This window comes from Microbacterium sp. 67-17 (genome assembly GCF_001898325.1).
GTDB classification, from domain to species: domain Bacteria; phylum Actinomycetota; class Actinomycetes; order Actinomycetales; family Microbacteriaceae; genus Microbacterium; species Microbacterium schleiferi.
Map to the genome: position 1 here is coordinate 125,600 of NZ_MKTR01000012.1, position 21,848 is coordinate 147,447.

General features: G+C 66.9%; 22 protein-coding genes and 1 tRNA gene. 11 read left to right on the forward strand and 12 right to left on the reverse strand.

Features of this window, described 5'->3' with window-relative positions; translation table 11 throughout:
* Positions 1 to 3 precede the first annotated feature (3 nt).
* From BGO47_RS04630 to BGO47_RS04640, 3 genes are all read left to right on the forward strand, one after another.
* A complete protein-coding gene (locus BGO47_RS04630) occupies positions 4 to 1,044 on the forward strand; it encodes an aliphatic sulfonate ABC transporter substrate-binding protein (protein WP_292709025.1) in 1,041 nt (346 codons plus the stop codon).
* Entirely contained in the window at positions 1,044 to 1,871 is an 828-nt protein-coding gene (locus BGO47_RS04635) for an ABC transporter permease (RefSeq protein WP_292709027.1), read from the forward strand. Before BGO47_RS04630 ends, BGO47_RS04635 begins: the two co-directional genes overlap by 1 nt.
* A gap of 77 nt (positions 1,872 to 1,948) precedes the next feature.
* Positions 1,949 to 2,215, forward strand: a complete 267-nt coding sequence (locus tag BGO47_RS04640; protein ID WP_292709028.1) for a hypothetical protein — start codon at positions 1,949 to 1,951, stop codon at positions 2,213 to 2,215.
* 223 nt (positions 2,216 to 2,438) lie between these two features.
* On the opposite strand, the gene BGO47_RS04645 is transcribed toward BGO47_RS04640, so the two are convergent.
* The 4 genes from BGO47_RS04645 to galU all read right to left on the reverse strand — a co-directional run bounded on the left by BGO47_RS04645 (position 2,439) and on the right by galU (position 5,141).
* A tRNA-Ala gene (locus BGO47_RS04645) sits at positions 2,439 to 2,511 on the reverse strand.
* A gap of 54 nt (positions 2,512 to 2,565) precedes the next feature.
* Positions 2,566 to 3,516 carry a large exoprotein gene (locus BGO47_RS04650; RefSeq protein WP_292709030.1) on the reverse strand — a complete coding sequence of 317 codons (951 nt, stop codon included), beginning with the start codon at positions 3,514 to 3,516 and terminating at the stop codon, positions 2,566 to 2,568.
* 84 nt (positions 3,517 to 3,600) lie between these two features.
* The gene (locus tag BGO47_RS04655; RefSeq protein ID WP_292709032.1) at positions 3,601 to 4,230 is read right to left on the reverse strand and encodes a GNAT family protein; all 630 of its coding nucleotides are present in this window, start codon (positions 4,228 to 4,230) and stop codon (positions 3,601 to 3,603) included.
* 23 nt (positions 4,231 to 4,253) lie between these two features.
* Positions 4,254 to 5,141, reverse strand: coding sequence for a UTP--glucose-1-phosphate uridylyltransferase GalU (galU, locus tag BGO47_RS04660; RefSeq protein WP_292709034.1), 888 nt, complete (start codon positions 5,139 to 5,141; stop codon positions 4,254 to 4,256).
* 117 nt (positions 5,142 to 5,258) lie between these two features.
* On the opposite strand from galU, the gene BGO47_RS04665 reads away from it, so the two are divergent.
* The 3 genes from BGO47_RS04665 to mscL are packed head-to-tail and all read left to right on the forward strand — an operon-like array spanning position 5,259 to position 6,660.
* Positions 5,259 to 5,852: a 5-formyltetrahydrofolate cyclo-ligase gene (locus BGO47_RS04665; RefSeq protein ID WP_292709036.1), complete on the forward strand. Its 594-nt coding sequence runs from the start codon at positions 5,259 to 5,261 to the stop codon at positions 5,850 to 5,852.
* Between the two features lie 27 nt (positions 5,853 to 5,879).
* The gene (locus BGO47_RS04670; RefSeq protein WP_292709037.1) at positions 5,880 to 6,209 is read left to right on the forward strand and encodes an FmdB family zinc ribbon protein; all 330 of its coding nucleotides are present in this window, start codon (positions 5,880 to 5,882) and stop codon (positions 6,207 to 6,209) included.
* 25 nt (positions 6,210 to 6,234) lie between these two features.
* Positions 6,235 to 6,660: a large conductance mechanosensitive channel protein MscL gene (gene mscL, locus BGO47_RS04675; protein ID WP_292709039.1), complete on the forward strand. Its 426-nt coding sequence runs from the start codon at positions 6,235 to 6,237 to the stop codon at positions 6,658 to 6,660.
* Between the two features lie 7 nt (positions 6,661 to 6,667).
* Here mscL and BGO47_RS04680 read toward each other — a convergent pair whose 3' ends face one another.
* Positions 6,668 to 6,862, reverse strand: coding sequence for a hypothetical protein (locus tag BGO47_RS04680; protein ID WP_292709041.1), 195 nt, complete (start codon positions 6,860 to 6,862; stop codon positions 6,668 to 6,670).
* The gene (locus BGO47_RS04685; RefSeq protein ID WP_292709210.1) at positions 6,849 to 10,529 is read right to left on the reverse strand and encodes an AAA family ATPase; all 3,681 of its coding nucleotides are present in this window, start codon (positions 10,527 to 10,529) and stop codon (positions 6,849 to 6,851) included. Before BGO47_RS04685 ends, BGO47_RS04680 begins: the two co-directional genes overlap by 14 nt.
* A 222-nt stretch (positions 10,530 to 10,751) precedes the next feature.
* Between BGO47_RS04685 and BGO47_RS04690 the strand changes: the two genes are divergently transcribed.
* The 4 genes from BGO47_RS04690 to BGO47_RS04705 all read left to right on the forward strand — a co-directional run bounded on the left by BGO47_RS04690 (position 10,752) and on the right by BGO47_RS04705 (position 13,620).
* Positions 10,752 to 11,300 carry a methylated-DNA--[protein]-cysteine S-methyltransferase gene (locus BGO47_RS04690; protein ID WP_292709043.1) on the forward strand — a complete coding sequence of 183 codons (549 nt, stop codon included), beginning with the start codon at positions 10,752 to 10,754 and terminating at the stop codon, positions 11,298 to 11,300.
* Between the two features lie 467 nt (positions 11,301 to 11,767).
* Entirely contained in the window at positions 11,768 to 12,295 is a 528-nt protein-coding gene (locus tag BGO47_RS15100) for a LuxR C-terminal-related transcriptional regulator (protein WP_331792189.1), read from the forward strand.
* A gap of 88 nt (positions 12,296 to 12,383) precedes the next feature.
* Positions 12,384 to 12,728: an Lsr2 family protein gene (locus BGO47_RS04700; protein WP_292709046.1), complete on the forward strand. Its 345-nt coding sequence runs from the start codon at positions 12,384 to 12,386 to the stop codon at positions 12,726 to 12,728.
* A gap of 40 nt (positions 12,729 to 12,768) precedes the next feature.
* Positions 12,769 to 13,620: an alpha/beta hydrolase gene (locus BGO47_RS04705; RefSeq protein WP_292709048.1), complete on the forward strand. Its 852-nt coding sequence runs from the start codon at positions 12,769 to 12,771 to the stop codon at positions 13,618 to 13,620.
* Positions 13,621 to 13,632: 12 nt separating this feature from the next.
* On the opposite strand, the gene BGO47_RS04710 is transcribed toward BGO47_RS04705, so the two are convergent.
* The 6 genes from BGO47_RS04710 to BGO47_RS04735 form a co-directional block, all read right to left on the reverse strand.
* Positions 13,633 to 16,029, reverse strand: coding sequence for an acyltransferase family protein (locus BGO47_RS04710; RefSeq protein WP_292709050.1), 2,397 nt, complete (start codon positions 16,027 to 16,029; stop codon positions 13,633 to 13,635).
* Between the two features lie 70 nt (positions 16,030 to 16,099).
* Positions 16,100 to 17,284 (reverse strand): GAF domain-containing sensor histidine kinase, encoded by a 1,185-nt coding sequence (locus BGO47_RS04715; protein WP_292709052.1) that lies wholly within the window; start codon positions 17,282 to 17,284, stop codon positions 16,100 to 16,102.
* Positions 17,285 to 17,505: 221 nt separating this feature from the next.
* On the reverse strand, positions 17,506 to 18,240 hold the full coding sequence (locus BGO47_RS04720) for an amino acid ABC transporter ATP-binding protein (protein ID WP_292709053.1): 735 nt from the start codon (positions 18,238 to 18,240) through the stop codon (positions 17,506 to 17,508).
* On the reverse strand, positions 18,237 to 19,106 hold the full coding sequence (locus BGO47_RS04725) for an amino acid ABC transporter permease (RefSeq protein ID WP_292709054.1): 870 nt from the start codon (positions 19,104 to 19,106) through the stop codon (positions 18,237 to 18,239). The genes BGO47_RS04720 and BGO47_RS04725 overlap by 4 nt, the downstream gene beginning before the upstream one ends.
* Positions 19,103 to 19,954, reverse strand: a complete 852-nt coding sequence (locus BGO47_RS04730) for a transporter substrate-binding domain-containing protein (RefSeq protein ID WP_292709055.1) — start codon at positions 19,952 to 19,954, stop codon at positions 19,103 to 19,105. Before BGO47_RS04730 ends, BGO47_RS04725 begins: the two co-directional genes overlap by 4 nt.
* Positions 19,955 to 20,076: 122 nt before the next feature.
* Entirely contained in the window at positions 20,077 to 20,547 is a 471-nt protein-coding gene (locus BGO47_RS04735) for an Lrp/AsnC family transcriptional regulator (RefSeq protein ID WP_292709057.1), read from the reverse strand.
* A 176-nt stretch (positions 20,548 to 20,723) separates the two neighbouring features.
* On the opposite strand from BGO47_RS04735, the gene ald reads away from it, so the two are divergent.
* Positions 20,724 to 21,809 (forward strand): alanine dehydrogenase, encoded by a 1,086-nt coding sequence (gene ald, locus BGO47_RS04740; protein ID WP_292709059.1) that lies wholly within the window; start codon positions 20,724 to 20,726, stop codon positions 21,807 to 21,809.
* The last annotated feature ends 39 nt before the right edge of the window (positions 21,810 to 21,848 follow it).

A 21,848-nucleotide genomic window follows, 5' to 3' on the forward strand; every position in this document is an offset into this window, starting at 1 on the left:
CCCATGCCCTCGCGCACCGCTCTCGGCATCCGTGCCGGGCTCGTCCTGCTCACGACCGCCGCTGTCGCCCTCGGCACCACCGGATGCCTCGCTGGCGAGAACGCTTCAGCAGCCCCGGCGGCGTCCGGCGATAGCGCCTGGTCATCGGACACGCTCACCGTCGACTTCGCGACCTACAACCCGCTGAGTCTCATCGTTCGCAACCAGGGGCTCATCGAAGAAGCGCTCGGCGACAGCGTCACCGTCGAGTGGGTGCAGTCGGCCGGTTCGAACAAGGCGAACGAGTTCCTGCGCGCAGGATCCGTCGATGTCGGCTCGACCGCCGGCTCTGCGGCGCTCCTCGCCCGAGCTAACGGCTCGCCGATCCAGGTGATCGACATCTACTCGCAGCCCGAGTGGTCGGCGATCGTCGTGCCCGCCGAGAGCCCCATCCAGTCCGTGCAAGACCTGGCTGGCGCATCGATCGCCGCGACCGCCGGAACCGACCCCTACTTCTTCCTGCTGCAGGCCCTCGAGGCCGAGGGCCTGTCGATCGAGGATGTCGAAGTGCAGAACGTGCAGCATGCCGACGGTCGTGCCGCGCTGGATGCCGGGTCGGTGGATGCCTGGGCGGGCCTCGACCCGATCATGGCTGCGGCCGAGGTCGAGTCGGGCGCTCGCCTGATCTACCGCAACGTCGACTTCAATTCCTACGGCTTCCTCAACGCGACCGAGCAGTTCCTCACCGACCACGCCGACCTCGCCCAGGTTGTCGTGGATGCCTACGAGCAGGCTCGCGCCTGGGCACTCGAGCACCCGGATGAGACCGCAGCACTCCTCGCCGAGGTGGCGGGCATCGATCCGGATGTCGCCGCCACGGTCATCACCGAACGCTCGAACCTCGACGTCAGCGGCATCCCGGGAGCAGACCAGCTCGCCGTGCTGAAGAAGATCGCGCCGGTCCTGGTCGCCTCGGATGCTGTCCAGGGCGGACAAGCCGCGATCGATGAAGCTCTCGCCACGATCATCAACCCGACCTTCGCTGAGAAGGCCACGCAGGGCTGATGAGCGCGACGACTGCTATTCGGGGCGGTGAGCGTCTGACCGACGCCGCCGCCCCGGGGCCGCGCACCCTGTGGGATCGCCGGGCGACCAGAGTCATCGGCGGTCTCATCCTGCCGCTTCTGGTCCTCGCGCTCTGGCAGGCCGTCACGGTCTCGGGACTCATCCCGCCCTATCGGCTGCCGCCGCCCGCGACGGTGCTCGATGCCGCCGTCCAACTCGCCCAGAGCGGTGACCTGTGGATCCACGTCGCGATCTCGCTGCAGCGCGTCTTGCTGGGCTTCGCGATCGGTTCGGTCGTCGGTCTCGCGGTCGCGGCAATCGTCGGGCTCACGCGCGCAGGTGACATCCTGCTGAGCCCGTCGCTTGCCGCCGTGCGGGCTATCCCTTCACTTGCGCTCGTCCCGCTGCTTCTGCTGTGGATGGGAATTGGCGAGGACTCCAAGGTGACACTGATCGCGATCGGCGCCTTCTTCCCCGTCTTCACGACCGTGAGCGCCGCCCTACGCCAGGTCGACCCGCATGCGGTCGAGATGGCGCGGTCGTTCAGCCTGGGGGGCTTCGACCTCTTCCGCGCGGTGCAGCTACCCGCCGTGGTGCCCTCGATCATGTCGGGCTTGCGGCTCGGGCTCGCGCAGTCGTGGCTGTTCCTCGTAGCGGCTGAGCTGCTAGCGGCAGCCATGGGCCTGGGCTTCCTGCTGACCGACTCGCAGTCCACGGGCCGAGTCGACCGCATCCTGCTTGCGATCGTGCTGCTCGCGCTGCTCGGAACCCTCACTAACGCGCTCCTGAGCCTCGCCCAGAAGCTCCTGCTACGGCGCTGGATGTAGGTCGCCGCGGCGGCCAGCGCCGCTCGATGACGTCGCCTGTTCACCAGAAGGACAGTCCGACGTGGCATGCTGCATCCGTGATGACCTCGCGACCTCTGGCCCTGCTGGTCACGGCAGGAGTCAGCTTCGCGCTCGCCGTTCTCATGGGCTGGGCAGCCGCCAGCTACGGCGTCGAGACCACCGTCTGGGACGCCACGTATGGCACCTATGCCTACGTTGAGCGACCCGGCAGCGAGATCGTGCTCGCGCTGGGCGGCCTGCTGGCCCTAGCGCTGAGTGCCGCGGCGCTTCTGGCCTTCATCCAAGCCAATCGCCGCTCCGCGCGCACCGCGAGCCCGAGGTAACCGTTCGCGCCACATCGGCTCTGGACTCCCGTCGCCCGGCAGCTTCCTCGAAGCGCGGAATAGGTGGCCCAGATTGCCGCTTCACGGCTGGGAAGCGACGAGATCCGTCAACAATTTGGTGCGCAGTGACGGCCCCCTTTACCAACGAAACGCGTCCCGCAGTCGGTCGAAAGTGACATATGACGCGACTCAGGAGAGACCTATGTCGCGACTCATCACACGGTGGACCTGAGGGGATTCGAACCCCTGACCTCCTCGATGCGAACGAGGCGCGCTACCAACTGCGCCACAGGCCCGTGAACTCAGCAACACTATCACGCACGCCCCGGCGGGCTGAATCGCTGGAGCCCCTAAGCGCTGGCAGCGCGGCGGCTCAACAGGTCGCGCACGTGGGCTTCGATCTCGGCGTCATCGACGTACCCCATGCGTGCGAAATCAACGCCCGCAGAAGCAGCCGCCTCCCGCGCAGGGGCAGCAACGGATGCCGCCCGTCGGGCACGTTCGCGGTCGGCGCGAGCGCGGTCGATCGTCGGCGGCGCAGCCGCTTCGGCACGCTGGCGCATCGCCTCATCGCGCGCGGCTTGGCGAAGAGCCTCGCGCGCTGCAACACCGTCGAGCGTCGCTGAGGCGCGGGAGCCGGATGCCGCGGTGAGGGGCTTGGGCAGCTCACGCGGCGCCCACTGGCGTGAGACGGGAAGGGCGACATCCTGCACGGCGGGCGCCGCCCGCACGGGAGCTTCCACGGCGACCTGGGACCGCACCGCGGCGCGCGACGAAACACGCGCCATCTGCACGAGCATCGTGGCGCAGACCGCAAGGATGCCGGCCGACCACCACAGCAGAGTCTGCGAGCCGGTCGTGGCCAGCAGCCACGTGCCCCAACCAAGGAGGGCAATGGCGACGAGCCCGACGATCGTCGTCAACAGCCGCGCGCGGCGGCGAGCGCGAGCGCGGCGGGCTGCGGGATACGACTTCGCGACAACGAGTTCGGCGCGGGCCTCCTCGACGGCTGCCTGCTCACGCTCAGCGGCGGCAAGCTTGGCGAGCCGCTCACGTTCGGCTAGTGCGCGCTTGGCTTCGCGCTGCTGCGCTTGTGCCGTGCGGGTGTTGAGTTCGAGCCGAACCTCATCGGGCGTCTCGCTTGTCTCAGCGAGGACACGCAGCGCCTGGTTCAGCCGAACGGCGTTTCGTTCGGCAGCATCGTACTGACGACGCTCGTACCAGGAAGGCACGAGATAGACGAGCCACAGGAGCACGGAAACCGCGACGATCACGCCCCCTCCGAGTACCTGCCCATCCATGATCCATACGGTATGCGACGAGGGCGCACGATCCCGGGAGCCCGCGACGTGTGTCTGTCTCGGTTTGTGCCTAAACGCACCGATTCAGACGGGCATCCGGTCTTCGGGAGGAACGGTCGCGGCATCCGGCGGCACCCGCCCCGAGACCCACCGACGCAGTACACCCTCGGGAACGTCCTCACGCACCAGGGCGAAGGCATAGTGGTCACGCCAGTCGCCGTCGATGTGGATGTAGCGACGCCGATACCCCTCATAGCGGAAGCCGAGCTTCTCAACCACCCGCAGACTCGCCCGATTCTCGGGACGGATGCAGATCTCAACCCGATGCAGGTTGAGTTCTCGGAAGCAGATGTCGGTGGCGAGGGCGACCGAAATCGGCGTCACGTTGCGGCCAGCGAACTCCTCGGCGATCCAGTACCCGATCGTCGCAGAGGCAAGGGAACCCCGAGCGATCCCCCAGACGTTGAGCTGTCCGGCGCACTGCCCCTCGTACTCCATCACGTAGGGCACACCGGCTCCCTCGCGATGCTGCTGCAAGAGGCGACGGATGCTGAGCCTCATGTCGAACGAGACCGGCCCATCGGGGCTGGTCGCCTCCCACCGCCGCAACCACGATCGATTGTCGAGTAGCTGCTGCTGCAGAACGCGGGCGTCGCGCGGTCGGATGAGACGAATGGATACCGGACCGTGGTGGAAGGGCGACGTCAGATCCACGTGACCCTCCCACCCGGGCGGCGCTACAGGGTCGCCGCGAAATCCTTCAACCAGGGCTTCAGCTCGGCGCCAAGGTCTTCACGATCCGAGGCGAGCTGAACGATGGCCTTGATGTAGTCAACCTTATCGCCGGTGTCATAGCGACGCCCGCGGAAGATTACACCGCGCACGCCGGGCCCGTTGGGGTCCTTCGCGAGCTCTTCGAGCGCGTCGGTGAGCTGGATCTCGCCACCCTTGCCCGGCTCGGTGTGCTCGAGAACGTCGAACACGGTCGGCGCGAGGACATAGCGACCGATGATCGCAAGGTTCGAGGGGGCGTCTTCTTTGGCGGGCTTTTCGACAAGGCCGCCCACGGTGACGACATCCGGGTCATCGGTGGGCTCGGCGACGGCGCACCCGTAGAGGTGGATCTGCTCGGGGTCGACCTCCATGAGCGCGACGATCGCGGCACCCGTGCGGCGGTGCTCATCGAGCATCTTGGTCAGCAGCGGGTCGCGCTCGTCGATCAGGTCATCACCGAGGAGCACCGCGAACGGGTGGTTACCGACGTGCGACTTCGCACGCAGCACTGCGTGACCCAGGCCCTTGGGCTCACCCTGGCGCACCATGTGCACCTCGGCGAGGTCCGAGGAGTGCTCGACGGCCGCCAGCTTCTTGCCGTCGCCCTTCTCGCGCAGCTTCTCTTCGAGCTCGGGAACCGAGTCGAAGTGGTTGGCGATGTTGTTCTTGTTCCGCCCGATGATGATCAGCACATCCTGGATGCCGGCAGCCGCGGCCTCTTCCACGACGTACTGGATCGCCGGCTTGTCAACCACCGGCAGCATCTCTTTGGGCATGGCTTTGGTGGCAGGAAGGAAGCGAGTGCCGAGACCCGCCGCGGGAATCACTGCCTTGAAGGGGAGATCAGACATGGCCCTCACTCTACCGAGAGGCTATGAACACGATGTGACGGATACGCGACGCGCCGTCACCCCTTGACATCGGGGGCCGGAGCCTGTCTGCGCACGCAAGCAGCTTAGAATCTACGCATGTCTGATGCGATCGCCGATGCCAAGCGTGCGATGCGCGCGGACCTTCGAGAGCGTCGGCAGACGCACTCCGAAACCGCCCGGGAAGCCGCCGCCGAAGGCATCCGCTCCCAGCTCGATGCCCTCGTGGAGCGCTCGGGCGCAACATCCCTCTCGTGCTTCCTGTCGACGACAACCGAGCCGGGCACGCGAGAGTTCGTGAATGCCGCCATCGACCGCGGCTTGCGCGTCCTGCTCCCTATCACCCGCGCCGACGGGCTCCTCGACTGGACGGTCGCCGAGCGCGACGGCAGCGAGGTCGAGGGGCTGTTCGGGATGCCCGAGCCCACCGGCGAGCTCCTCGGCCCGATCGCTGTGAACGACGTCGACCTCATGATCATCCCCGCCGCCGCCGTGGACACCACCGGCATGCGGCTCGGCTGGGGTCGCGGCTATTTCGATAAGACGATCGGCTCGATGGAGCGCTGCCCGCCCGTCTACGCCGTCATTTTCGACGACGAACTCGTGCCCGCTGTTCCGCGGGACGTCCACGACCAACCGGTCACCGGCGTGGTCACGCCGACCCGTATCGTCGACCTGCATCCTCACCGCTGAACCCTCGCACCCACCGAAAGACCACCGATGCCCACCTATGCCTACGCCTGCCGCCAATGCGGCCACCGATTCGAAGCCGTGCAGTCCTTTACGGATGCCTCCCTCACCGAGTGCCCGGAGTGCGGCGGATCACTTCGAAAGGAGTACGGATCGATCGGCGTGACCTTCAACGGATCCGGCTTCTACCGCACCGACTCACGGGCGGGTAGTGGCGGCAAGGACTCCGGCGGCTCGGGATCGAAGGAATCCGGCTCGAAGGACTCGGGATCGAAGTCGGACAGCTCGAGCTCATCGTCGAGTTCAGGTTCGTCGTCAGGGTCGAGCGCCTCGACGAGTACCGCGACCACCTCCAGCTGACGCTCGACACAACGAAGGGACCACCATGATCAAGGGATTCCGGGAGTTCATCCTCCGCGGTAACGTCATCGACCTCGCGGTAGCCGTCGTCATCGGCGCTGCCTTCACCGGCATCGTCAACGCGATCGTCTCCGGTCTGATCAATCCCATGATCGCCTACGTGTTTCAGGCGGAAAGCCTCAACGGACTCACCTGGGATGTGCCGACGCTTATGGGTGGAACCACCACCTTCGCCTGGGGTTCGATCATCGGCGCGGTCATCAACTTCCTCGCGGTAGCCGTGGTCGTCTACTTCGTCTTCGTCATGCCGATGAACAAGCTCAAGGAGCGCGCCGCTGCTCGCGAGCAGCTGCCGCCCGAGCCCGAGCCGATGCCGAGCGAAGCCGAGATCCTCATCCAGATCCGCGATCTGCTCCAGAAGCAGAACGACGCGGCGCCGCCGAAACCCTGACGCAGCGTCAGTAGTGCGGAGGGACGTCGGCTCGTAGGCGGTCGTCGTTCGGGCCGGTGTCAGACGAGGTCGAGGGCGCGTTGGCGTCGGCGTCGGCATCCGGGGTTTCGGGGGCGACATCCGTGCCCGGGGCCGGAGTCAGACGTGCGCGACGTGATCCGGGAACGCGCTCGACGCGCTGACGCTCGTCAGGCGACGACATCGATCGGCTGCGTGTCACCCTCGGCAACGGGCGATTCGACGGTTACGCCGAGGATGCCGGCGATGCGCTGTGCGACGCCGCCGGGGTCGCTGTACAGATCGAACGAGTGCACGCGCACGTAGTGCCAGCCGAGGCGCCGCAGAATCTGGGGCCGCAGCCGCAGCGACTCGCGCAGCGATCCGCCGATGGTCTCGGGATCGCTTTCAGCGACGACGGCCTTGCCCTGGTGGTGCGCGACCAGCGGAAGCAGGCCTCGGTAGTTCACCTCGACGGCAACCCCCAGGCGGCGCAGCTCCTTCGCGAGCGAGAGCATCAAAGGGTCACCGTCATCCTCGTGCCGCGAGACTCGAGCGCGACGCTCAACGTCGCCGAGGATCGACATGAGGGATGCCGCCCCGTGCGCCAGCCGGCCGTCATCAACGGCACCGGGACGGATGCAGGACACGATCACCATCGAGCGGCGAGCGCGCGTCATCCCCACGGTCAGCAGCCGCTCACCGTCGGAGGTCGAAAGATCACCGAAGTCGCTGAGGACGCGCCCGTGTCGGGTGAGCCCGTACCCGAGCGAGAAGATGACGCGGTCGCGACTCTCGGCCACCGACTCCTCCAGCGTGAGCACCGAGAACGGCTCGGCGGAGTCGCGCGCGACGAAGTCGGCGACGTCCGAGCGCCCCGCGAAAGCGCGGTCGACAGCGGCACGGATGCGGGCAGCGTGCTTCGCACTGGCCGTGATGACCATGAGTGATTCGGACCCACGGTTGACGGCATGCTCGACCACGAGAGTCACGACGCGCTGAACCTCGGCATCCGGGCTCTCGACGGCGCCAGACTCGGGGTCGGGCACACCGATGCCGCCCTCGACGTAATCCACCGAGAGGCTTCCGCGCCCGAGGTAGGACCCGGCCCAGGGTAGGGAGACGATCTCGCCGCCGTAGAACGCGCCATTGACCAGCTCCGCGAGATCCTCGCCCCCGGCCCGATAGCTGCGCGTGAGTGTTTCGACGGGCAGGATCTCAGCAAGGCGCTCGAACACGCTCGCGTCGTCGAACGGCACCTCCGGCTCGTCGTCGGCAGTCGGCGAGCCGGCGGCGACACGGAACGCCGTCGGCTTCTGGGTCACAGGATCGCCGAGCGCCACAATCTGCCGGCCGCGACGGATCGCGGGGGCAGCCTCGGCAAGGCTCAGCGATGCGGCATCCGAGATGATGACGACGTCGAAGACGAGGTCGTCGGGGATCGCGGGCACTTCGTAGGGCGAAGCGAGCCAGACCGGCGCGAGCGAGCGCATGAGTGTCGGCGCTGTCGAAACGAGAGTGCGCGGTGAGGTTCGCCCCTCGCGCAGCGCCTGCTTCAGGGCCGCAGCCTCGTGGGGTTCATCGACGATTCCGACCCGCCACTGCGTTGCCAGTTGGGCAGCAAGAAGCTGCCCGGATGCCGCGGCATGAGCTTCATCGACCAGACGGAAGTCGCGCTCCAGTCGGTCGACGACTGCCGTATTGGCACCGAGAAGCGCCCGGTCGCTGCGCAACAGGTGCTCAAGCGCCGACTGCCACCACGCATATTCGAGCTCACCGGCGACCTGCTGTTCGGGCACGTGCCGCACTGAGAGGTCGAGCAGCAGCGGCTCGAGACCGAGCGAGGCCAACTCGCTGCGCAGACTCGCGCGTTCCATGAGGTTCTCGAACACCTCGGACTCCGCGGCCAGCCCTGCGAGCGTGCGCACGAGTGTCTTCACCGGAAGCGAAGACAGCGCCTGCGCCCCCGAGCGCCCGAGAACCGCATCCAGCTCGCTGAGTTCGGCATCCACGCGCTGCCACGCAACCGCGACGTCGGCAAGGCCGAGCGGGATGTCGGGAACGACGTTCGCCTCGACGTAGCGCTGCCACTGCTGACGCTGCTTCTGGATACGAGAAAGCGCCTCGTACATGTCACCGACGTGCACGCCGGGGCGCACGTACTCGCGAGAGAGGCGCCGAAGCCGACGGCGGTCGGCGCCGCTGAGCGTCGAGGTGTCACGGCGCGGCGCATGAGCCTGAATGAGGTCACCGATCGGCCGCTCGAAGACCGTCGGGCTGAAGCGGTCGAGCGAGTCCCGGATGCCCTGCAGCAGACGGAGGTACTCCCCCAGCTCACCGACGCTCTCGAAGGGGCGCATGTGCGTCTGCCCGAGCAGCACGTACCCGCGCTCAAGCAGGTGCGGAAGGTCCATGCGGTGGAGCTTGCCCGCCAGAGCGTGCGCCGACCGCGCCTGCTCGGTCGTGGCAAAGCTCACGCCGTACCAGGGCGAATCCGATGGGCCGATCCGGAACTCGCCGAGACGCGCCGCCGAGGCAAGCTTCGCGGCGGCATCCTCTCGACCCTTCGCGAGCCGCACGAGAGTCTCGATATCCAGGCGTGCGGTCGTCGTCGGGGGTTCCTCGCGCTGGGCGAGCGCCGACAGTTCCCGCAGGATGTCGAGCACGGAGGTTCCGAGGGCGTCGTGGCGATCGGCCAGCGACGACCGGTAGTCGCGCAGCACCGTGCGAAGGCGCACGAGGGCGTCATCGATCTCGGAAACCTTGGGGGCAACGGCCTTCTCATTGCGGCCGATCGCGCGGACGAGATCGCGCTGCAGTTCGCTCGGTGAGACGGCAAGGCCCGGAAGCCCAACGCCCGCGAGGCGGTGTCGGACCCCGTCGAGTGTCGAGCGTCGCGCACTGACGACGAGCACCCGCCGCCCCTCCCGCACAAGCGCTCCCACCGCGTTGATGACGGTCTGGGTTCCGCCGGTACCCGGCAACGTGTGAACGACCAGAGATTGACCGGCAGCAACCCGCGCCAACACGGCTTCCTGCTCGGCGTCGGCATCCAGCAGCAGTGTGTCAGCAGAAGGCACGCGCTCGTCGGGCCCGGGCATCACCGGAACCGGACGCCGCAGCGTCACTGCCTCCCGATCGGCGGGGTGACCTGCGAGGGCATTCAGGACCGGATGATCCAACTGAGCCGAGTCGCGTACCATCGCGGACCCGACGTCCACAAACGTCGAGACGACGAGGCGCGGCTTGACCATGAACGACGGAATCTGCGCCATGAGCGCACGCAGGTGATCGATCACCGGCTGCGGCTTGAAGACGCCCTGATCGTAGGCAAGACCCGACAGGGCGTCACCGTCGAGTTCGATGCCGAAGTGCATCCGCATCGCGCGCAGGAGTTCGGGATTGACCTGGAAGCTGCCGTGCAGCTTCAGTTCGAAGTCGGTGTGGTGCCGGCGGATGGCCAACGGACGCAGCAAGACGGGAGCTATGCAGTCAAGTCCCCCGATACGCCACGATGCGATCCCGACAGCCAGGCGCACGGCATCGATCCCCCGGGCAGTCCGCAGCTCGACGTTCTTCGTTGTGATCCGCTCCGCAGCCCGACGAGCGGTGCCGAGGGCGACTTCGTCGCGGAACAGGCCCGACAGCAGCGTCGATCGTCCCGTGATGAACTGCGGAAGGCTCCCCGGATGCGCCTTGGTGATCTCGATTCCGGCATCCGGAGTATCGGAGAAATGCAAGAGCGCCGAGCGACCACCGAGATCCGCCGCCTGGGCGCGCAACCTCTCGCGCTCCTCCTCGGCGATGTGAACGATCGTCGCGTCGGTGTCAGCGAGGGTCAGGTCTGCGGGATCCACAGACACCGCACGCATCGCACCATCGGCGCCAAGGATGACGCCACCTTCTGCTCGCACCACACGGTCAGACTAGGTTGCGGTCTCGATGCGTCCCGGTAACGCACCACGAGTGTTGCGGTATTGCGCGACACGCCGAATCCGTCAGGGCTTCCTCCCCCGGGGCCGATGTGGCACTACTGTCCACCGCGCGCCACCCCCGGCGGCATCCGAACCGGCGTCAATGGACAGGATGGAGACATGCCTCCCGTAGCCGTCTCCTCGAGATACCTCTTGCACCCCACTCCCCTCGGAGACGTGCTGATCGTCAGCACGCCCGACGCAGTCATCTCGTGCCACCCCGTCTACGACAATCCGGGGGATGAGCTCGCGGCCCTGACGGTGGCGCTTCGGGCCGAGCCGAGCCCCGGAACCACGGATGCCGCGCTGCAGCTTGCCGCGCAACTCGACGAGTACTTCGCTGGCGATCGGACGGCGTTCGAGGTGCCACTCGACTGGGCACTCGTGCGCGGCTTCACGCGCGATGCGCTCGAGGCTGTGGCGCGAATCCCATTCGGCGAGACTGCCGGCTACGGCGAGGTCGCTGTCATGGCGGGGCGCGCGCGGGCTGCGCGGGCTGTCGGCACGGCATGCGCGACGACACCGTTCTCGATCGTCGTTCCGGTTCACCGCGTCATCCGCGCCGACGGGTCGATCGGAGAGTACGGCGGCCACCCCGAAACAAAGAGGTTCCTCCTCGACCTCGAATCCCACGTGCTCGAGCGAGAACAAGCCGGTCGCGCCGTGTAGGCCGGCGCGACCGGCGGGATCCCCGGGTTCGACCGGGGATCCCGCACTGCGCACCGAGGAAACACCGGTGGTAGCCTCATCGCTACTGAATTCGGCGACAGTGACGTCCTGGACCGACGCGGTCGTCCCGACACGAGGCGGTCGATGTGGCCCTGCGATTCTCATCCGAGACAGAGCAGGAGTTACTCGCGCGCGCAGTCGACAGTCTTCCCCGCGTTACGAAGTTCCCTGTCGCCTTCGGCGGGCTGACAACCGACGGACTCCTGCCGGTCACCGCGACGGCCGGGACGCGAACTCGATCGCTTGCCGGACTCGTCGTCCAGCCCGAACGGGGCCTCGGCGGCCGGTCGCTCGTCGAAAAGCGCGCGCGGCTCGCGATCGACTATCGCACCGCACGGGGTATTACTCACGACTATGATCGTGCGGTTCTCGGCGAGGGAATCTCTACGCTGTTCGCGGTTCCCGTGATGGTCGATGGTCAGGCGCGCGGAGTTCTTTATTGCGGCTCGTGGGCAGAATCCGCCGTGGGCGAGGTCGTGGCGCGCGCAGCATTCTCTGTTGCCGACTCTCTCGCCACCGAACTGCGGGTGAGAAGCGAAATCGATCGCCGTCTATCGAGCTTTGCGACACCTGCATCCACGGATATCGGCAGTGCCGCGCGCGAAGAGTTGCGAGAGAGCTACGCCGAAATACGGAGTATTGCCGCCTCGATTTCGGATGAATCGGTGAAACGTCGACTCCAGGCCATCGAGCGCCGACTTGCCGCATTGAGCGGTGACGGTTCAGCCACCACTCTGGACGTGCGCCTTTCTCCTCGAGAGGTCGATGTCCTTGCGAGCGTCGCCCTGGGCGCGACGAATGCGGAAGTGGCGGCATCCCTCGGACTCCGAGAAGGAACGGTCAAGTCCTATCTTCAGTCGGCGATGTCGAAACTGGATGTCTCCACCCGCCATGCAGCTGTGACAAAGGCACGACGCGCGGGAATTCTGCCGTAATTCGGGGTCCGGTCGCGAAAGAACGGAATTCACCCCGCGATGGACTTTATCTCCCGCCTCAGGGATGCATTCGCAATACACTCGACATATGGCACGCAAAATCGTTCATCAACTCGTCGATGATCTCGACGGAACCGTTCTGGAGATCGGCGAAGGAGAAACATTGACGTTCTCCCTCGACGGCGTCGCATACGAGATCGATCTCACCGACGCGAATGCCGCAGCGTTGCGGGATTCGCTGGCGCCGTATGTCTCGGCCGGACGCCGAATCTCGGCGTCGCACAGCGCATCGGCGGCGGGACGCAAGCGCCGGCGTTCGGGCCAGCAGGACTACAGCGCCGTGCGCGCGTGGGCCAAGGAGAACGGGTACTCCGTCTCGGAGCGCGGACGAGTTCCGGCATCCGTTCTCGAGGCCTATAACGCCGCCAACTGAACCGGCGATGGAGCCTCAACCCGCTGCGTCCTCATCGCGCGTGGTCACCGTCGGTGGCCGTGCGATTGGCTATCGCGTATTCGGCGACACGAGCTCATCGCGAACCGTCATCAGCGCCCACGGCGGCCTGGTGAGCGGGTGGGATTCGTCAGCGTACGACGACATCGCCCGCGATCGCGGCATCCGGATCGTCTCACCCGACCGTCCCGGGGTCGGAATGAGCGATCGCGACCCGAAGCGGTCGATTCTGTCGTGGGGACAAGAGGATGTCGGCGCCGTTCTCGACGACGTCGGCGCGGCCGATGCCGTCGCGCTGGGCTGGTCAGCCGGCGGGCAGTACGCGTTAGCGGCTGCTGTGGCGCAGCCCGACAGGATCCGGGGCGTCGTCGTGATCGCTGGCGCGCTGCCGCTCGACGACGCCGACACTCTCCGCGAGCTGGGCCGTATGGACCGGCGGCTCATCACCCTGTCGCGGCGCCTCCCCGCGACAGCCCGCAGCTACTTCCATGTGATGCGGCGGATGCTGCGCCGCAGACCCGAGCAGGTCGAACGCCTCTCGGAGAAGTCGCTGGGGCCTGCCGATGCGGCGATCATTCGCGCCCGCTCCGAGTGGTACACCGCCTGCATGCTCGAGGCAGTGACGCAGATCGAGGGCGCCGTTGATGAGTATCGGGTCTTCGGTGCGCCGTGGGGCTTCGCGCTGGCCGATGTCACGATGCCGGTCACGCTGATCCAAGGTGATGCAGACCAGCTCATCCGACCCAGCTGGGCATCCCGGATGGCGGCAGCGGTGCCCTCGGCAACGCTCGTGAGCTTTCCCGAGGCCGGACATTTCGTCGGCCTCGCCTATCCGGATGCCGTGATGACGGCCCTCGATCAGCACTTCGGATGATTTCCGAGACGATCATCCTGCGGCGATAAGGCCCTGGCTCTGAAGCACCCACGCCAGGTAGGGCGCGATGTGCTCCGCATACGGAACCGTCAGGTGCGTCTGGTCGTACTTGGTCGGTAGCGTCCCGGCAAAGGCAGGACAGATCCCTTCCCAGCAGCTGAACGGCAGCGCGTCGACGGCGTGGTCACCGGATGCCGCCGCTGCAGCAACCGTCGCGTCCCACATCGCGATCCAGGTGTCGTCAACCGCGGACGCACACGCCGACGGCGACGACACCGGCGAATAGCAGGCACCGAGATTCACTCCCTGCGGCGGCGGCGCCAGGTAAACGACACGGCCCGGCATCCCGTAGGTGGCAGCCTCGGACTGCGCAGCCGCGACGAGATCCTGCGCCGACAGATCCGTTCCGTCTGTCGAGCGTCCGAGGGTGAAGGCGTTCGACACGATAACGAGGGAGGGCTGATCAGCCGCGATCAGCTGCCGAACGACGTCCTTGCGTTCGGAGCATGCCGCCATGATTCCGTCGCCGTCGTTCTGCACGAGGACATCGGTGAAGCGGCATCCGTACAGCCCCACCGTGGTCGCGGAGATCGTCCCGCCGCTGTTGTCGGCCAGCGACCGGAGTGCCGGGGCGTAAGCCATCGCCGTGGAGTCGCCAACGAGGTAGAGGTGGGTCGGCGCGTCAGCGCTCCCCCACGTGCACGCCGCCGGATCAGGCGTCACGGTCGGCGAGAAGCAGTCGTGCGCCGGGTTGGCACCGGATGACTGCGCCATGACCTCGTCGAGGGAGGGATGAAGCTCGGGCCATGACGTCGCCGCGACTGCTGCGGCAAGCTCGGCCTGCAGCTGTGCTGTCGGGTCAGCCGCCGGCTGGGGCGGCGCGGGAGCAGAAAAAGCCGGCGGCTGAATAAGCGGGCCAGCACCGGAGGTCGAGTACACCCACGTCGCAGTTCCCAGCGCGACGGCGAGCAGACCCGCCGTAGCGAGGAAGATCTGTGCCCCGAATCGTTCACGCCACAGCCGACCGGGCGCTGCCTCGGGTGCGCTCACCGACTCGGCGTCGGCGGGCGAGGCAGGACCACGCACGAGCTGCTGCGGCGGGATTGCTGCAGGGCCGCCCGAGACAGCAGGCGTGTTCGGAGGAACTGAAAGCGCCGACGCAGGCATCGGCCGCCGACTGTCAGGGAAGTACCGGGTTCCCGGTGTCCATCCCGCCGGCCGAGTCGAGGCCACGCCACCGCTCGCCGGCGTGCCGTTTGCCGCCGCCGGCTGCAGCGCGGCCCGCTCGGATGCCGCCCGATCCGACGGGGCAGGCATCCGAGCCCCCAGCCACGGCGCGTATCGCAAGGGCTGCTCGACGATGAAATACGAGGCAAGGCTCAGCACGGCGATGGCCCCGAGCACGATCCAGATTCTCTGATCGGACTCAGGGAGCAGCACGGCGGCGAAAACGATGACGGGAAAGTGCCACAGGTAGAGCGAGTAGGACATGTCACCGACGAACACGCTCACGGAGTTGCTGAGCGGAAACAGGTGTCTCTGCCGTGGATCTCCGGCGACGCCACCGGCAAGCACGAGGCAGGTGGCGACAACCGGAAGCGCGGCCCACGGCGCGGGGAAGCCGGCAGCGGTGGGTTCGATGAACAGGACTGCCGTCACCGCACCGGCAAGCCCCAGCCATCCCATCACGATTCCGAGAGCTCGCGGTATTCGGGTAAGCACCGGAACCGCCGCAGCAAGCAGCGCCCCCGCCGCGAGTTCCCACGCCCGCGTCAGCGTCGAGAAGTAGGCGAGGGTGGGGTGCGCCTCGGTCTGCGTGAGCGCCCAGGCGAAGGATGCCGCGACAATCGCTCCCGCAGCGATTCCCACAACCACTCGTGCCGCAGCGCCTCGCCGTGCCGCAACGGGCACGAGCAGCACGAGGATGACAAGCAGCCCCGGCCATGCGAGGTAGAACTGCTCTTCCACCGACAGCGACCAGAAGTTCTGTAGGGGTGAGACGGCATCAGCGGCGTGGAAATAGTCGGTGCCCTGGGCGGCGAAGCGCCAGTTCGAGACGAACAGCGCTGCGCTGATGGCATCCCACAGGGTCTGATCGGCCCGCACGGTGTTGAACAGCGCAAACGCAGCGCCGACGACCGCACCCAGGGTCACGAGCGCCGCGGGAAGGATGCGACGTGCACGGCGCGCGTAGAAGCCGCCCACGGAGACGCTGCCGCGACGGCGAATCTCGGAGAGCAGCATCCCGGTGATGAGAAAGCCCGAGATCACGAAGAAGATGTCGACCCCGACGAACCCCCCGGCGGGCCACCCGACTGCGTGCGCGCCGAGCACCGCCAGGACGGCAAGCGCGCGCAGGCCCTGGATGTCGCGGCGCGGCGCAGTGCGGGAAGGAGTATCGGGAGTCATGGCGAGGCCGCCGACAATTGTATGGGAGCGGTTCCAGTCTTCTGCGCGCAACCCAGGTTGCGGCGCCACTTCAGGGCAGGTCTGGTGGGTTCGGCAAGGTGATCCGCACCCGAGCGCCGCCGAGTGGTGAGTCTTCGATGGCGATGCGGCCGCCGTGAGCCTGCAGGATGCCGCGGCAGGTGGCAAGACCGAGTCCCAGGCCGTCGACCCCCTCCGCGTTGCCGCGGTCCATCAGATCGAACACACGCCTGCGCAACTCGCGAGGCACTCCCGGCCCGTTGTCGTCGACGGCAATGAGTGAACCGGCTGACGTTCGTGTTCCCGTTACCTCGACGTGCGGCTGAAAGCCGGCCGCTGCCGCGAACTTCACCGCGTTCGCGACCACATTCTGCATCACGACTCCCAGCAGCGTGCGATCAGCCCAGACCTCGATGTCGGCATCCACGGCGATCGTCGCCGACGACGCGGCGATCGGCACACGAAGATCAGCGATGACGTCTGCGGTCAGCTCATCAAGCTTCACCGCTTGAGGATGAGGTGCAGCAGATCCGCGCCGTGCGTACTCCAGCAAATCAGCGATCATGGCGGCCATCCGGTCAGCCGCCGACTCGGCGTGCGCGAGAGATCGGGCGGCCTGCGGCGCCAAATCGATGTCGGGGCTGTCGGATGCCAGCTCCAGGTATCCGACCAACGCGGTCAGCGGATTGCGAAGATCGTGGCTGATCTGCCCCGCGAACTGGGTGAGCATCTCGTTGGACGCAGTGAGCTCTCGCGTCGCGCGCCGGAGTTCGAGGACCTCGATGACCTGCCCGGCGAGGATCTCGAGGGCGCGCTGGGCCTCGGGATCGAGGTCGCGGACGGTCTCGTCGAAGACACAGAGCGTCCCGATGATCGCACCGTCAGGTGTCACGAGCGGGCTCGACGCGTAGAAGCGCACGCTCGCGATCTCGCCCACGACGAACGGGTGCGCTCGGAATCGAGGATCCCGCCGGGCATCCGTAACCACGATGGGGGCTCGATCCGCGAGAACGGCGGCGCACATCGAGTCCTCGCGGGCGCAGACTGCCGGTTCGAGACCGAACGCGGCGACCTGGTGCTGAAAGCGATCATCGATGATGTTGATCACGGCCTTCGAGACTCCGCACAACATCGCCGCGAGACGTACGAGCCCCTGAAGCTCCGACGCGGGCGGGCAAGCGATGACGTCGTAACCGCTGATTGCCTCAATCCGGGCAGCCTCATCGACGATTGTCATCCGTCGCTCCTCTCGCCCCGGTCCGGTTCAGGATACGTCGCCTGAAGCGCCCGACGGCCGGGGTCGCCGCTGTCGGCGCCGCTAACTCCGCAGAATTGCGCGGACTTCGCAGCATCCGGCACAACGGATGCGAACAAGCGGCGATACTGCGGAGTTAGGGACGGTCAACGACTCCGCCCCGAGAGCTCGGCGCCGGCCACTGACATCCCGGCTGGCGACCCCTACGCTCGGAAGCGCGTGAGGAACTCCCTGGTGCGGGCTTCGCGCGGCGCCTCGAACACCTGGGCGGGCGTGCCCTCTTCGAGCACACGGCCCTCATCGAGAAACAGCACGCGATGGGCGACGTCGCGGGCGAAGGCCATCTCGTGGGTAGCCATGAGGATCGTCGCACCGTCTTCGGCCAGCTGACGGACCAGGCCGAGCACCTCGCCGACGAGCTCCGGGTCGAGGGCCGAGGTGATCTCGTCGAGTAGCAGCACCTCGGGGTCGGTAGCGATAGCGCGGGCCAGCGCCGCACGCTGCTGCTGTCCGCCTGAGAGACGGTCGGGATGCTCGTGCGCGAACGCTGCGAGCCCCACCCGGTCAAGCAGCACCTTCCCTCGTTCCTCGGCATCGCGCCGTGGCACCCGTCGCACAACCCGCGACGCGAGGGTGACGTTATCGAGCACGCTCAGGTGCGGGAACAGGTTGTACCCCTGAAAGACGGTGCCGAGCCGCGAGCGCACGCGGTCGGCATCCACGCGCGGATCGGAGATGTCGTCGTCACCGAGCAAGATGCGCCCGTCGTCGATGCTCTCGAGCAGGTTCAGACACCGCAACAGAGTGGACTTACCCGAGCCACTCGAGCCGATCACTGCGACGACCTCGTGGCGGGAGAGGTCGAGTGATACTCCCCGCAGCACGGGCTGATCGCCGAAGCTCTTCCACAGGCCCTCGGCCCGCAGCACGGTGCTCATAGGACGGATCCCGCCTGCTCGCGGCGCTGCAGTTTCGCGGTGTACCAATCCGCCACGCGGATCGTCGGGATGGCGAGCAGGACGAACAGGATGCCCGCCACGACGTACGGCGTGAAGTTGTAGGTGAGTGAGACCTCCGAGCGGGCGGCGGCGATGGCATCCACAGCCCCGAGGATCGAGATCAATCCGACATCCTTCTGCATCGAGATGAAGTCGTTCATCAGGGGCGGTGTCATCTTGCGCAGAGCCTGCGGCAGCACGACATGCCGGAGCGTCTGCACGTGCCCGAGCCCAAGGGCGCGCGCGGCGAGGCGCTGCGACGGATGCACAGCCTCGATGCCGGCACGGATGACTTCAGCGACGTACGCCGAGTAGGTGAGGGTGACTGCCAGCACCGCGAGGATCACGGGCTCGATCCGCTCACCCACGACCGTCGGGATGCCGAACCCGACGAGGTAAAGCACGATGATGAACGGGAACCCGCGAAACAAGTCGGTGTAGCCGGCCGCGAGCACCCGCAGCGGAAAGAACACCGGTCCGCGCAGAGTACGCAGCACCGCGACCGTCAGCGCGACCACACTCACCGTGATCACCGACAGCCCCAGCACCTGAAGGTTCAGCAGGAACCCGTCCCACACCTTCGGGAGCGACTCGATTGCGATCCGCGGGTCGAAGAACGATTCCTGCACGGCAGCCCATCCGGGCGTCCGGATGACCGTCAACCAGACGATGGCGGCGAACACCACCGTCGAGGCGACCGCAAGCAGCACAGAGCGCTGCGACCGCCGGCGCCGATAGGCGCGGCGGTCGAGCTCGAGCGCGCTGGGCGGCGGTGGGCCGTCCGCGGTGGGGGCGGGAGTGGTCACTGCAGGATCGGAACGCCCTGCTCGGCATCCAGCCACTGGTCGGTGATCTGCTGCAGCGTGCCGTCGGCGCGCAGTTCGTCGATCGCTGCTGAGACGGATGCCGTCAGCGGCGAGTCCTTCGCCAGAACCACGCCCCACTCATCGGCGATTCCGCCGAGGGGCAGCTGGCCGACGATGAAGGAGTTCTCGATGTACTGCGACGTGGCAAGGAACGCCGTCGGAAGATCGATCACGAACGCGTCGATCTGCCCCGCCTTGAGGGCTGCGACGGCATCCTCGTTCGATGAGTACAACTGTGTCGTCGTGTCGGGCTGCACTACCGCGTCGATCGTCTGCGCGCTGGTCGAGCCAGACATTGCGCCGAACACGAGGGACTTCAGCCCGTCGAGGTCGCTGACACCCTCTGCCGGCCCACCCTCCAGTGCGACAACAGCCTGCGCCGCCGAATAGTAGGGCGACGAGAAATCGACGGCCTGCTTGCGTTCGTCGGTGATCGTGTACTGCTGGATGTTGAAGTCGAAGTCCTTGGGACCGGGGGCGATCGCTGCCTCGAAGCTCGTGCGCACCCATTCGACGTCCTCGGCGGCAAAACCGAGCTTGTCGGCGATCGCGTAGGCGAGAGCGGCCTCGAATCCTTCACCCGAGGCCGGGTCGTCGCCAATGACGTACGGCTCGTAGGCGGTCTGCCCGGTTGCGATGGTGAGCTTGCCGGGCGTGACGTAGCCCGCGTCGGCTGAGTCTGCCTGCTCGCTCGAACTCGAGCAGCCGGCCAGGGCGAGCGCCGAGACTGCGACTGCTGCTGCGACGGCGAGGATGCGGGCGCGGGATGCGCCAAAGGGACGGGACACGGGGCCTCCAGGTGTGGGTCGGCGCACTGATGCTGTGATGCGCCGTTGTTCCATCATCCGTCGTTCCAAGGCTGCGGGACCAATTGCGCGGCGCTTTCTTACGACACCGCACTCGCGCGGACCTAGTCGAAGTCAGCCGCGACGGCGTTGCGGTGGTATTCGAAGATCAGGCTCGTGCGGGTGGATGCCACGCTGTGGCGAGCCGAGAGGTGATCGACGACGAAGCGGCGCACCGCCGACGAATCCTCGACCGCGATGTGGACGAGGAAGTCGTCAGCACCGCCGAGAAAGAAGACCTGGATGACCTCAGGGATTCGCCGCACCTCTTGTGTGAAGGCGCGGATGCTCTCTTGGCGCGCACCGGGACGCAGTGTCACTCCGATGACAGCCTGCAGCCCGCGCCCGAGGGCACCCTGGTCGAGGGCAGCGTGAAAGCCTGTGATGACACCGCGGTCCACGAGAGCGCGAACACGCGTGTGCACGGTTGATGGCGCAAGGCCGATCGCATCGGCGAGGGCCGCGTTGGTCATCCGACCGTCGGCGGACAGCAGCGCAACGATGCGTTCGTCGATCGGGTCAAGCTCCGTACTCATGTCGAATATTCTTCGTCATAAGTGCTAGTCGACCAAGTTTTCTTCGTTGTGGTGTCACCAGAACCCCGCTATATGGCTCGATTTCTTCGATCTGAAACATTCCGAGCAGAAGATCGTGCGATTCTCTGTTCGACGGCGAGCTGTGTGGCCGCGCTCAAGGAAGAACGGAGAAGATCATGCGGATCGGCGTACCCACCGAGATCAAGAACAACGAGAACCGCGTCGCCATGACGCCGGCAGCAGTCGACGCCCTGGTACGTCGCGGTCACACCGTGACGGTTCAGCGTGGCGCGGGCCTGGGTAGTGCGTTCACGGATGACGCGTATCGCGCCGCCGGCGCGCAGATTGCCGACACGGCCGAAGAGACCTGGGGCGGCGCTGAGATGGTCGTCAAGGTCAAGGAGCCGATCGCCCCCGAGTACGGGCTGCTGCGCGACGATCTCACCCTCTTCACCTACCTGCACCTCGCAGCCGACCGGCCGCTGACTGACGCCCTGATGAACGCCGGCACAACAGCCGTCGCCTACGAGACCGTGCAGACGATCGACAAGGCACTCCCTCTTCTCGCCCCCATGAGCGAGGTCGCCGGCCGGCTCTCGATCACCGTGGGCGCGCAGGCCCTGATGAGCCCGTCGGGTGGACGGGGGATGCTGCTGGGCGGCGTGCCCGGCACCCCCAAGGCAAAGGTCGTTGTGATCGGCGGCGGTGTCGCTGGAGAGCACGCGACCGCGAATGCGCTGGGCCTCGGTGCGAACGTCACTGTCATCGACATCTCGCTGCCCAAGCTCCGCGCCCTCGAAGCGCGCTTCGGCGGCGCCGTCGAGACCCGCGCCTCGACACGGTATGAGATCGCCGAACAGCTGGCCGATGCCGACCTCGTCATCGGCTCGGTGCTGATTCCCGGAGCCGCAGCCCCCAAGCTCGTCACCGACGAGATGGTCGCCGCCATGAAGCCCGGCTCCGTGCTCGTGGACATCGCGATCGACCAGGGCGGATGCTTCGAAGGCTCACACCCGACGACCCACGACAACCCCACTTTTGCCGTACACCAGTCGCTGTACTACTGCGTGGCGAACATGCCGGGGGCTGCACCCCACACCTCCACACGCGCGCTCGGCAACGCGACCCTCCCCTACATCGCGACGATCGCTGACCACGGCTGGGATGCGGCATCCGAGGCTGACCCGGCACTCGCGCGTGGACTCAACGTGCGGGGTGGCGTCGTGGTAAACGAGGGAGTGCGCGCCGCCTTCGGTATGTGATCCCTCCTGGGCCGGAATACCCTCCGGGGGTATCCTCGT